This is a genomic window from Brachyspira hampsonii 30446 (genome assembly GCF_000316195.1).
In the GTDB taxonomy this organism is placed as follows: Bacteria; Spirochaetota; Brachyspiria; order Brachyspirales; family Brachyspiraceae; genus Brachyspira; species Brachyspira hampsonii_C.
Genome location: NZ_JH994110.1, coordinates 187,287 through 200,254, shown reverse-complemented (window position 1 = coordinate 200,254; position 12,968 = coordinate 187,287). Strand labels below are relative to the sequence as shown.

Below are 12,968 nucleotides of genomic sequence, written 5' to 3'. Positions count from 1 at the left end.
AGTATAATATTTATTTATTCTAAATAAATTTTTATTTTGGAGAATAATAATATATGAAAAAAATAAACAGCTTAGCATTTAGAATGCCTTTTGTTATATGTATTATGGTTGTGGTGATAATAATAGCAATGCTCATATCTTCTATCAGAATAGGAAGTAAAGGGATAAGCGACAGTAAGCTCGGAGGATTTAACAGTACCATAGCAGGATATGCTTCTGTTTTAGATACTTGGTTTGGCTTAGAAAGCTCCCTAATAAATACTTATGCCGTAACTCCTGTAGTTGTCAGATATTTAGAAGGAAATGAAACTATTACATCAGAATTATTGTTAAGCACAATAAAGAATTTTAAAAGCAATAATTTGTATATAATTAATATCGGACTTGCTGATGTTAATGGAAATATCATTTCTGATTCTGTATCATCTGTACTTGTAGGAAGGAATTTAAAAGATTATATTCCTAAAACTTGGTCTAAAGTATCGGCTAATAATGATGAAATTGTATACGGAGATATTTTAATGCAGTCAGAAGTGACAGGTAAATGGGCTATGCCGGCTGTAAAACTTGTGAAAGACGATAATAATCAAAATATAGGATATATATATGTTCTTCTTGATTGGTATATTCTGCATCAAACACATTTTTCTAATATAGATTTAGGAGAGACAGGCGGACTTTTTATAACTAGTGAAAATCTTTACAATATAATGGATTCAAAGTATGAAAATATAGCCAATATGCAAATTAATCCTATATATAAGCAGGCTTTCTCAGGTGCATCAAGCGGAATAATTACTTATGATTTAAATGGAGATCAAAGAACAGCCGCTTATTATAAGATGAAAAGTAGACCTTGGATAATAGCATTAGCTATGATGGATTATGAAATATTTTCACAGAATAGAAAATTAATAATAGCAAGTGTAATAATAGGTATTATATCAATAATAGCACTTGCAATATTTGTAAGTTTATTTATTGGAACTATAACTAAACCGCTTGAAATAGTAGTTGAAGAGGCTCAGGAAATAGAAAAAGGTGATTTGAGCAATATAAAGCAGCGTATAAAACCTAGAAAAGATGAAATAGGCGTTTTATCAAAATCATTTGTTAGTATGAGAAGAAAACTTGCTGAAACTATAACAGAAGTTAATACCGCATCTAATAATATAGTAAAAGCCGCTCAGGAATTATCACAGGGCAATACTGATTTATCAAGAAGAACTGAGTCTCAGGCGGCAAGTCTTGAGGAGACTGCAAGTTCTATGGAAGAGATGGCATCTACAATAAAATCTTCTACCGATCATGCTGTTGAAGGTAATAATATGATGCTTGCTTCAAAAGAGGCTGTTGAAAATGCTGGTAAAATTATTGCTGAAACTACAATAAATATAGAAGAAGTTTATGAGGCTAGTACAAAAATTAAAAATATAACTAAAATCATTGAAGACATTGCTTTTCAAACTAATATATTGGCTTTGAATGCAGCGGTTGAGGCAGCAAGAGCAGGAGATCAGGGTAAAGGTTTTGCTGTAGTGGCATCTGAAGTTAGAAACTTAGCACAGACTACACAGTCATCTGTTAAGGATATTACTGTTTTAGTTGATAATACAAATGAAAAAATTAGTAAAGCTACAGAAACAGCTCGTCAGTCCCAAGACATATTTATCGATATTCAGCAGAAAATAGAAGATACTGCCAGAATAATGCAGGATATAAGTGCTACCGCTATGGAACAGCAGACAGGTGTAGATCAGGTTAATAAAGCCGTTGCTGAAATGGATACCGTAACGCAGCATAATGCTTCTTTGGTACAGGAAAGTGCAAATACATCTGAATCGCTTCTTGCTCAGGCCCATGCTCTTAAAGATACTGTCAGTTTCTTTAAATTAAGTGCTGATGATTTAATGAAAGGAAATACAGTAAAAGTAAAAAAAGAACCTAAACAAGAAATAAAAACTGAAAATACAAGAAAACAAGACTTCAGTAAAAAAGAAACTATAAAAAAAGATATTTCTAAAAAAGAATTGAAAGTACCGCCTTCTATAGAAAGAGAGAGAGCTATGGAATCTCAAAAACAAGATAGTACTACTGTTAGAAATGATGAATTTGGAGCTACATATTCTTCAACTTCTAATGAAATGACAGATGATGGTTTTGCTTCATTCTAAAATAATTTTATCAAATTGAATTTAAAGCATCAGGTATAATAGATACTTGATGTTTTTATTTTTATATTATTTTTAAATTCATTACAAACACAACGCACGGTAAATAAAATTTAAAATGTATGATTATTAAAAATTCTAATTTATACAATAAATAATAATCTGCTTACCGTGCGTTAAATAAATTCCAAATTTAATAATCACTTGGGCGGGTGCTTTAATTTCTAAATACCGCATCAAAATGAATCTAAATTATAATTTTAAAATTGAACAGAAAAAATAAAAGAGCGGGGTATGTAAATTAAGTTTGAAAATTTAATTACACTTGCACACCCTCTAGAATTTTTAATTTATTTTGTCATTTTTGTTTTTTTATTTCTTTATTGTCTTATTAGAAATTATAACCCCCAACCCCAGTTATTTTTAAATTTTTTATTTGCACAACGCACGGTAAATAAAATTTAAAATATATGATTATTAAAAATTCAAATTTATACAATAAATAAGGATCTGCTTAGCGTGCGTTAAATAAATTCTAAATTTAATAATCACTTGGGCGGGTGCTTTAATTTCTAAATACCGTATCAAAATGAATCTAAATTATAATTTTAAAATTGAACAGAAAAAATAAAAGGGCGGGGTATGTAAATTAAGTTTAAAAATTTAATTACACTTGCCCACCCTCTAGGGTTATGGCTTAAATCTGGAATTTCTATTTTTTATTTTTTTATTGCTAAAATTAGAATCTTTAGCTGCCCACCCAAATATTTTTTTAATTTGTAATGCATACAACGCACGGTGAATAAAATTTAAAATGTATGATTATTAAAAATTCTAATTTAAATAATAAATAAGAATCTGCTTATCGTGCGTTAAATAATTTTCTTAAAAATAGAGTTAATAATTCTTATAATTACTTATATTTTTTATTATTAATATAAACATATTAAGGAGTTCTTATTATGGCTTTTGATTTTAAACTGATAGTAAGAGATAAATATTCAGAAGAAATTTTTGATATTATAAATACAGTGCAAAGTATCAAAGCTGATGATATAAAAACAGATTATAAAGTAACAGACGGAAGCAGATCATATTCTATAAAAACAGGTATTGGAAATATTTCAAGCGGAAGAGCTTTTAATATAGGAATTCCTATTTATGAATATAAAAATGAATTAGGTACTTGGGTAAGAATAGAAGAACAATATACTAAATATACAAGTATTATTTTATCAAGTAATGTTAAAAGATATTTCATAAGGACTATATTTGAAGACGAGATTTATGAAGCAGAATATATTATGAAATCTGTAGGCGGATATAATATAAGCTATATAAATAATCTTGGGGTTGTAGATATATCTCTTGAGGCATTAGATAAAGTTTTTCTAAGACAAAAAGAAGAAGAATATGAACTTCCTATTATAGAAGAGAATAAACAGGATATAAATTACAAATCATTAAGTTTGGTTCCTGTGCCAGTAAATTTTAATTTAGAGTTTATAGTAGTAGGAGGAACATTAGACTTTTTATTTGCTAATAGACAAAACTTTGGAATACAATTCAGCGGTGAACTAAGAAACGGAGTTTATAATATAGATTTTGACGGAGAAAGATTGAATGTAAATGGGGCTTCTTATAACTATAAAGGAGTGCAGCCTGAATTAAATGTTGGTAATAATGTATTTTATTTAGAAAGTAATCAAACTTGTGTTAAGGCTTCTATAAGATATAAAAGAGGAATTTTAATATGATTAAGAGAAAGCCTTATCATTTTTTAAGAAATAAAATATATAAACTTCCTCCTGCTCCTTATATTAATTTTGAAGAATTTGCTACTTATATAAAAATTAATGAAAATATATATTCAGAAAATACATATAATACTTATTCAAGTTATGAGTTTAAAATTAATAAAAGAGGCGGGGATGTAAGCAAAGTAAGTTTCAGTACTCCTCTTAATTATTTTAATATTAATGATAAAGTTGAATATTATCTCAATGGTAAGAAAAGATTTGCAGGATATGTTGAAAGCATAGATAATGCTGGGCTTAATTTAAGTATTATCCCTATATGGGGAAGACTTCTTCATCAGTATATACAAGGCGATTTAATATTAGAATCAACCAAAGGAGCATTGGATATAGTTTTATCTTTAAGAGAAAAAATAGAAGAGATGAATATAATATTTGATGAAAAAAATATTACTCTTAATAATGATAAAGAAATAACAATGTCTTTCAGCGGAAAAAATATTTCGGATATACTTGATGAGGTAGAAGAAAATTTATCTGATACTTGGTGCTGGGGTGTGGATTTTGACGGATATTTTTATTTCAAAGAATTTTCAGATATACCTTCTAAAAAATTAAATTGGCATAATAATGATTTTTCAGACAGCGAGTATGAAGAAGATTCTGCTGATTTAGTAAGCCGTTATATTATTAAGATGAAGGATACAATTACAGATGATGAAGGTAATGAAGAAGAAGTATATAGAACTCTTCCTAAAATAGTAGGTGCTGATAAACTATATCCTCCAATACCATTAGAACAAGAAATAGGAATAAAAACTGATATATTTGAAATAGAGTATAAATTAGAAAATTATGATTTAGCTTATCAGTTTGCTTATCAATTTTTAACTAATCAAACCAAAAAAGAAATAGTTAAAATAAAAACTCTTAACAGCAAAAATTATGATTTAAATATTAATGAATGTATAGAATGCATATTAAAACCAACTAATAATTTTTATCAGATTATAGATTTTAATGATTTCACAGAAATAGAAAGCAGATTAAATGAAGTTTATTCATCGGATATCATAGACATTGATGCGAGTATAGAATATAGGAAATATCCTAATTATAAACAGCAGCAGTCTGTTGCTCTTACAGATATAGATAAATATTATAAACAGATTTGCAATCAAAGCTATAATATTACAAAGATAGTGATATTTTTTTCTGACGGTATTCAAGATGACACTGTTAAATCATCAAATGTATCAGCAGTATTTCAAATAGAGGATAAAGAACATTTTCAAAGAAAGTATTTTACTAATGGCTTTGGTGTATTTGATGTAAGCGGATACGATAAAAGAAATATTATAATAACTTCAGAGAGAGGCAATATTTTATATGATAAATTCATTTGCTTTTTTGATATAGGTTCAAGGATAGTAGATATGAATATACGGACAATAGATTATAAATTTGAAAAAAATTCTCTTAATATAGATTTGGAACTTGCAAAGATGAATATTAATCTTACCAATTATTTATATAATCAGGAAGAGCGAAGAAAAAATCTTGAGAGAATATTAAATAATAGCGGTTTTTAATTATAGTTAATGAAAGAGGTTTATAAATATGAACAGCAATCTAAATAAAAATATTTCTGATACTAATAAAGAATTACAAAACATAGAAGAAAGCATAAAGAAAATAAATTCAGTATATGAAACTTCTTTGTTTTTTAATGATTCATCAAAAACATTTAATGATTTTACAAGCTCAGCAGAAGAAGCAAATAAAGCTATAGATAATACATCATCATCTATAAACTCTCTTGATGAAAGCATTAAAAGTATTAATATAAAAAATTTTACTGACGGAATAAAAGATTCTATTTCTAGTGTATCCAGCATATATAAAGATTTAAGTGCAAGTTTTTCTGACTTTTTTTATTATGATTTAAGCTCTTATGATAATGCAATAGAAGAAGCTAAAAATAAATTACAGGAGTTTGATGATTATCAAGCTGAGTTAAGAGAAAATAAAAGAACTCAGGACGATGAGGATTATGAAAACTATTTATCAAGGCTTGATGAGGAATTAGAGTTAGCTATTGAAAGTAAAGATGCTATGAGTGCTGAAGCTATACGAATAAAGCAGGAAGAGTTAAAGAAAAAACAGGATAAAGAAAAAGAAGATTTACAAAAAGAAAAAGAAATACAAACTCAAAGAGAATTATTAGAAAAAGAATTGGCACAGGCAGAGTATAATAAAGCTTATGCTGAGTGGGATAATGAAGTAAAACTAGCAGAGATGGAAAAAGCAAAAGCTATAGCAGATGCCGTTTTAATACCTTCTCTTGCTATAGCACAATCTGCTTTGGGAGTAGCTGCTTCATTTGCTCAGGGAGGGCCTGTCGGTTTTGCTGCGGGTCTTGTGATATCTGCCACTGCTATATCATCTGCAATTTCTGCTGCTTCCGGTATTGTATCATCAGCTAATGCTTTAGACAGTGTAAAATCTAATCCTCCGCAGGCACCTCAATTTGCATTCGGTACAACAGGATACACTATTCCAGACGGAGGCTCTGCAATTGTTGGGGAAATGGGTGCTGAACTTGTAAGCAATAAATCAGGAAAAATCACAGTTCAAAGTAATGCACAATTGCAGGAACAAGGTTTTTCCAAAGGAGATATTTGGAATGTTACTATCAATGTAGAACAGGCTTTAAATCCTGATGAAGTTTACAAACTTATGAATAGCTATAAAGCAAGAAACAGTCAGATGTATTCAAGATAATTTTTATATATTTTATTTTTTTATCTAAGTGGTGCTTCAGATATACTCACCTTTATATCATCTAATTTATTAGCTTCAGTATTTTTTAAGTGAAGTGCCTTTCTTATATATTCGGCAACTGCCTCATTGTTTTCTACTTTTGAGCCTATTATTATTTCTTTTATATAATTAGTATTTTCATTAAAAAGTTTTATATAATCAATATAGAGCTTTTTATTATCATTGTCAATTAATATTTCATCAGACTTATAATCATTTGTTACAAGCATTCTAAGTTCCTGTTCTTCAAAGAATGCTTCATGCTTTATTATGTATTTTATGTTTTCAAATAAATAGCTGTATAATTGATTTTTAATATTTTTATAATTTTCATTATTTTTTGTATCTTCTATTTGTTTTTTAATTTCTCTTGTATAATGAAATATTTTTGCAAATGCATATTTAATAATGTCTTCTTTTTTATTATATTCTTTTAACTCTGCTTTGTAATCAGGATCATTCAAATCATTTAAATCAATAATATTACTTGCATATTTAGATCTTTCTCTATTATAAATAAGCTGATTTTCTTTTTCATTATAATAAAGTACCCAATATAGATTTCTTTTTTGTATAAATGGTATTTCTCCATTATAAATATCATTAACAGTTTTATTTTCATCAACTTTTATACTATTTATTAATTCATTAATAATTTTATAATTTGTTTTTCTTTCATATTTATAATAATGAGGAGAAATATATGAATTATTAAAATATTTATTATCTAAAACCAAACATACGCCTGTAGCCTCTTTATTTTCTTTTTTCCCATATAGTCTAAACATTGTAAGGGAATCTTTATTTCTTGAATACGATGTCTGAAGAGTTAAAGCTTTTTCATCATTTTCTATTTGTATATCTATATCATTTTTATTTAAAATACTTTCTAAAATTTTACCTTCTTTAGGGTCATTGGCAGTTGTGATATTATTTATTCTAATATTTCCGCTTTCTTTTATATTTTCTTTAACATTTAATAATAAAGTGAGAATATCTAAAGAAGTGTAATGCGATATTTCTATATTATTATTTTTTTCTTCAGTATCAAAAGTTAAAAGTTTAAGTAAAAAATATTCGTATAGCAAAAGATATTTTATATTTTCTTTAAGCTCATCATTAAAATTTTTACTCTCTTCAAAACGAGAAATTAAATTTGTTATTGGTTCATTTTCCCATAATTCATTATTCTTTATATCAACTATAAATTTAAATAATTTTTCGATATCATTATATTCATCAAACTTCTGTAATATTGTAATTATATATATATTATTGTCTTTATTAATTTTGAAAAAAGTTCTAAAATCTTTTATAGCTTTTTCATTTTTTAAATAAATTTTTATAATACCTCTAAAAAAATAAGCATCAATATTTTTTGAATTTAATTCAATAGTTTTATTAAAGTCTTTTATTGCTTCATTATATTTTTTTAAATAAAATTCTGATATACCTCTATTTAAATATGCACTTATATATTTTTTATTTAATTCTATAGTTTTATTAAAATATTTAATAGATTCTTCATATTTTTTTAAATATAGTAATGAGAAACCTATACCAAAATAAGCTATTTCATTATTATTATTTAATTCTATAGTTTTATTAAAATTTTCTATTGATTTATAATATTCTTTTAGTTCAAGATGACACACACCTATATTCAAATATCCACCTTCATCATTTGGATTTATTTCTATAACTTTCTTAAAATATTCAATTGCCTTTTTAAATTCTTTAAATAATATATTACAATGTCCCATATAAAAATAAGAGTCTACATTTTTATAATTTAATTTTATAGATACATTAAAATCTTCAAAAGCTCCATAATTATCTTTTAACTGCAATTTGCAATATCCTCTAAAAAAATATTCATCACCAAAATTATTTTTTAAAAATGCTTTTAATAAGTTTAAAGTATAATCATCATTATTTTTTGATTTATACTCCTTTATGCTCATATTAAGATATTGTAATTTATATTCTTTACTTAATTTTATATATTTATCAAAATCGTTAATAGCCTCTTTATATTGCTTAAAATGAAATTTGCAATACCCTATATAAAAATATATTTTCTCATTTTTAAATCCTAATATTAGAGATTTATTAAAATCTCTAATAGCTTCTCCATATAATTTATAATTATATCTGCAAAGACCTCTATAAAAATATATTTTAGCATCTTCATTATTATTTCTTATTTCATTATTACATATTGTTAATATTTCATCTAATATATTTGTATTTTCTGTCATTAAGTAATTTGATAATAAAAGTATTATTTGCATTTTTAATTCTTCAGTCATAAATAATCCAAAATATTTTAAGTTTGAAATCTACTTTATTATAAGTCATTATAAAAATATTAAAACAATATATAATTGTATTAACGATGTTTAAAAAATTACTGTATAAATAAAAACATTATCTTTAATAGAAATTTCTATTAAAAGTATCTTGCAATTCTTAAAAAATATTCATATAATAGCAATCGTGTGTTTTTTATAAGTTTTTTTAAATCTTATATTTTATCATAATAAAACAAGGAGTTGAAAAATGGCTTCAGTAATTATAGTAGGTACTCAATGGGGTGATGAGGGCAAAGGTAAAATAGTAGATTATCTTGCCGAAAACTGCGAATATGTTGTTCGTTCTCAGGGCGGAAGCAATGCAGGTCATACCGTTGTTGTGGATAATGTGAAATATAAATTAAGACTTTTACCTTCCGGCATACTTCATAAGAATAAAGTTTGCGTTATAGGAAACGGAGTTGTTATAGAACCTAAAGTTTTTTTAAGTGAAATAGATGCTCTTATAGAAAAGAAAGTTAATATATCCAATCTTAAAATTTCTAACAGGGCTCATGTATTAATGCCTTATCATAGGCTTCTTGATGAACTTCAGGAAGAGGATCTCGGAGAAAATAAATTAGGTACTACTAAAAATGGTATAGGTCCTTGCTATATGGATAAGTCCAGCCGTTTGGGTATAAGAATAGTTGATTTAATGAATAAAGAAGTTTTTGCCAAAAAATTAAAGTTTAATTTAGAGCTTAAAAATAAACTCCTTAAAAAAGTTTATAATCATGACGGATTTGATTATGATGCACTTTTAAAAGAGTATTTGGAATATGCTGAGAGATTAAAACCTTATGTTGCTGATACCACTACAATATTAAATAAAGCTATTAAAGAGAAAAAGAATATACTATTTGAAGGAGCTCAGGCTACTATGCTTGACTTGGATCATGGTACTTATCCTTTTGTAACCTCATCTTATCCTGCTGCAGGAGGAGCCTGCACAGGTTCTGGAGTAGGACCTAGAAAGATTGATAATGTTATAGGAGTAGTTAAGGCTTATTCTACAAGGGTGGGGGAAGGACCTTTTCCTTCAGAGCTTCATGATGATATAGGTCAGTCTATAAGAGATAAAGGCGGAGAGTACGGCACTGTTACTGGAAGGCCAAGAAGATGCGGCTGGCTTGATGCCTGCGTTGTAAAATATGCCTCTTATGTGAACGGACTTGATTCTATTGCTGTAACTAGACTTGATATATTAGATGATTTGGATAAATTAAAAATATGTGTTGCCTACAAATATAATGGTGAGATATTAGAAGGTTATCCTGCAGATTTGGATATACTTTCAAAAGCTGAGCCTGTATATGAAGAGTTTGAAGGCTGGAAAACTAGCACTAGAGAAATTAGAGAATATGATAAACTTCCAGAAAACGCTAAAAAGTATTTAAAAAGATTAAGCGAAGTTATTGAAACAGATATTTCTATTGTTTCAGTTGGAGCAGGAAGAGATGAAACTATAATAGTTAAAAAGATTTTTTAATCTATATAAAAAATAATATATTTAAGCCTGTATTTTGTATAAAGAAATGCAGGCTTTTATTTTTTATATTTGTTATATTCCAAACGCACGGTTAACAGAATTTTATATATTATTTAAATTATGATTATTAATATATCTATATTTTAAGTTTTGTTCTGCGTGCGGTGTATGCATTATAAAGTAAAAAAATACTTGGGTGGGCAGCTTAAAAATCTAATTTTAATAATAAAAAAATAAAAAATAGTAATTACAGATTAAAACTATGAGTATATAGGGTGGGCAAGTGTAATTTTGTTTTAAAACTTTACTTACATACCCCGCCCTTTATATTTTCTAATTTATTTTGAAAATTATATTTATTTTTTGTTAAATGCTTAATTATAAGTTTAAGGCACCCACCCAAGTTTTTACTAAATTTATCATAAATAAAGCCCCATAGGTATATTATAAAATTTGATTTTTTTTTCTTTCATGCTAAAATATAAAGTAAACATAATACTATAGGAAGATCATAAGTTATGAAAGAACTGCCAAATTTAATTACATTAATAAACTCCATTAAAAGTGAAATTTGTTATTCTTATATAAATAAGATAGAAGCTATAGATAAGCAATATAAGGAAATGGAAGATATAGAAGGACAGAAAATAATAGATGTTTTACGCTATGGAGGATATATACATTTTCAGTTTTCCCAAGATGCCATGCTTATTGATTTAGGCCCCAACGGCTCTTTTGTATTAACAGAAGATTCCCAATATGAAAATAGTATATTAAAATTAGAAACAGATCATGGCAATTTCTTTGTAGTAGATGACGGTAATGATAAAAATGAAGTTACTAAAATAATACCTATTTGGAAGGACTCTACAACAATGCCTCAAATAGGATATGATCCTCTTACTAAACAATTCAATTATAATTTATTTTGCCAATTATTATCAGATAATGATACAACAGTAGAGAAACTTATAAAAAATCCTTTGATATTAAGCGGAATAGGAAATGTGTATGGGGATATGATATTAAAGAAAGCATCTATCACTAAAAAAACTAAAACCTCAGATGTAACTAAAGCAAAGGCAAGAGAAATATTTGATGCTATAAAACAAGTTCTAAGAGAAGCATCAGGAAATACAGAAGAAGATAGCGAGTCATCTGAAGAAGAGTAATAGACTTGTTTCAAAAGCACAGTGATGCAAAAGAAGTATGGTTGTCACGACTCCTCAAACTATAATAAAAAAAATATTTAAACAAATATAATATTTAAGTTTATAAAAAAGCCATGAAATAATTTCATGGCTTTTCTATAAATTGATATTAATTAATAGAATAATTCAGGTTCAGCTCTTCTTTGAAACTCTTCTTCTAAATCATGCTGATGGTATAAATATCCTTCATCATCATAATATCTGCAATGTTCAGGACATTTTTTCACACAGGCACCGCATTTTATACATTTACCTACATATTTTGTTATGTCATCAAAATCAATAGAAGCAAGCGGACATACATGAGCACAAGTTTTACAGTTTGTACATTTTGAAGTATCTACTTTAGGTTTTACTTTTAATATATCTATAGCATGTTCATGTTTATCTTTAGGCATATAATAAGGACGAATAGGATCATTTCCCCTTACTTTAATAGGTTCAGTAGGTATATCTGCTACATTTTTAATTTTTTCTACTACTTTATCTACAAATTCAGCAGCAATAGCCATATCTTTTTCATCAGGTCTTCCAGCTCCAAGTACATAGGAAAAAGCATGCTCACCAATAAATCCGGCTCCTGCTATAGTGTAGAATCCATTTTCCTGCATAGTATTTCTAAGTTCTATTAAGGAATCATCAAAATTTCTATTTCCGTATAATACTATAGGAACAGCCAAAGCTCCATTTGCTTTAATATTATTTTTGTAATATGGAAGCATAACATTTGGTATTCTTCCTGCATAAGTAGGTGTTCCGCATATCACCAAATCATTTTCTTTAAACTCCAATATACCTTCTCTTTTTTTAGGCAAAGAAAAGTTATACTTCTCAAAAGGTACTCCCAATTTTTTTGCTATATTTTCACCAACAAAAGAAACAATTTTCTGAGTAGTACCTGTAGCACTGTAATATATTGAATAAACTTTGTCAACTTTCATAAAAATATACTCCCTTCATGTATTTTTACTATATACTAAATTATTATGTAAATTTATTTGAGTAAGTCAATAGTAAATATACAAAAAATCAACATTACAATAAAAAAACTTTTATGTTACTGTTAAGAACATAAAAAATATAAATAAAAATAGAATTAAATAAAAAAATTATTATAGAAGTATTGACTTTTTTTTCTTTATTATATAATACATAAATCT

General features: G+C 26.8%; 8 protein-coding genes. 6 read left to right on the top strand and 2 right to left on the bottom strand.

Going from position 1 to position 12,968, the window contains the following annotated elements; all coding sequences use genetic code 11:
- Positions 1-53 precede the first annotated feature (53 nt).
- The 4 genes from A966_RS01055 (at position 54) to A966_RS01040 (ending at position 6,712) form a co-directional block, all read left to right on the top strand.
- Complete coding sequence (locus A966_RS01055; RefSeq protein WP_008721608.1) at positions 54-2,174, top strand: methyl-accepting chemotaxis protein; 2,121 nt, start codon at positions 54-56, stop codon at positions 2,172-2,174.
- Positions 2,175-3,133: 959 nt separating this feature from the next.
- Positions 3,134-3,928: a hypothetical protein gene (locus A966_RS01050; RefSeq protein WP_008721605.1), complete on the top strand. Its 795-nt coding sequence runs from the start codon at positions 3,134-3,136 to the stop codon at positions 3,926-3,928.
- The gene (locus A966_RS01045) at positions 3,925-5,520 is read left to right on the top strand and encodes a hypothetical protein (protein ID WP_008721603.1); all 1,596 of its coding nucleotides are present in this window, start codon (positions 3,925-3,927) and stop codon (positions 5,518-5,520) included. The genes A966_RS01050 and A966_RS01045 overlap by 4 nt, the downstream gene beginning before the upstream one ends.
- Before the next feature lie 28 nt (positions 5,521-5,548).
- Complete coding sequence (locus tag A966_RS01040) at positions 5,549-6,712, top strand: coiled-coil domain-containing protein (protein WP_008721600.1); 1,164 nt, start codon at positions 5,549-5,551, stop codon at positions 6,710-6,712.
- Positions 6,713-6,732: 20 nt separating this feature from the next.
- On the opposite strand, the gene A966_RS01035 is transcribed toward A966_RS01040, so the two are convergent.
- Entirely contained in the window at positions 6,733-9,063 is a 2,331-nt protein-coding gene (locus A966_RS01035; protein ID WP_008721598.1) for a tetratricopeptide repeat protein, read from the bottom strand.
- A 250-nt stretch (positions 9,064-9,313) separates the two neighbouring features.
- On the opposite strand from A966_RS01035, the gene A966_RS01030 reads away from it, so the two are divergent.
- Both A966_RS01030 and A966_RS01025 read left to right on the top strand, forming a co-directional pair.
- Positions 9,314-10,597: an adenylosuccinate synthase gene (locus A966_RS01030; RefSeq protein WP_008721595.1), complete on the top strand. Its 1,284-nt coding sequence runs from the start codon at positions 9,314-9,316 to the stop codon at positions 10,595-10,597.
- Between the two features lie 518 nt (positions 10,598-11,115).
- Positions 11,116-11,769 carry a DNA-formamidopyrimidine glycosylase family protein gene (locus tag A966_RS01025; protein WP_008721594.1) on the top strand — a complete coding sequence of 218 codons (654 nt, stop codon included), beginning with the start codon at positions 11,116-11,118 and terminating at the stop codon, positions 11,767-11,769.
- Positions 11,770-11,921: 152 nt separating this feature from the next.
- Here the strand turns inward: A966_RS01025 and A966_RS01020 are convergent, their stop codons facing one another.
- Entirely contained in the window at positions 11,922-12,749 is an 828-nt protein-coding gene (locus tag A966_RS01020; protein ID WP_008721592.1) for an EFR1 family ferrodoxin, read from the bottom strand.
- Positions 12,750-12,968: the final 219 nt, after the last annotated feature.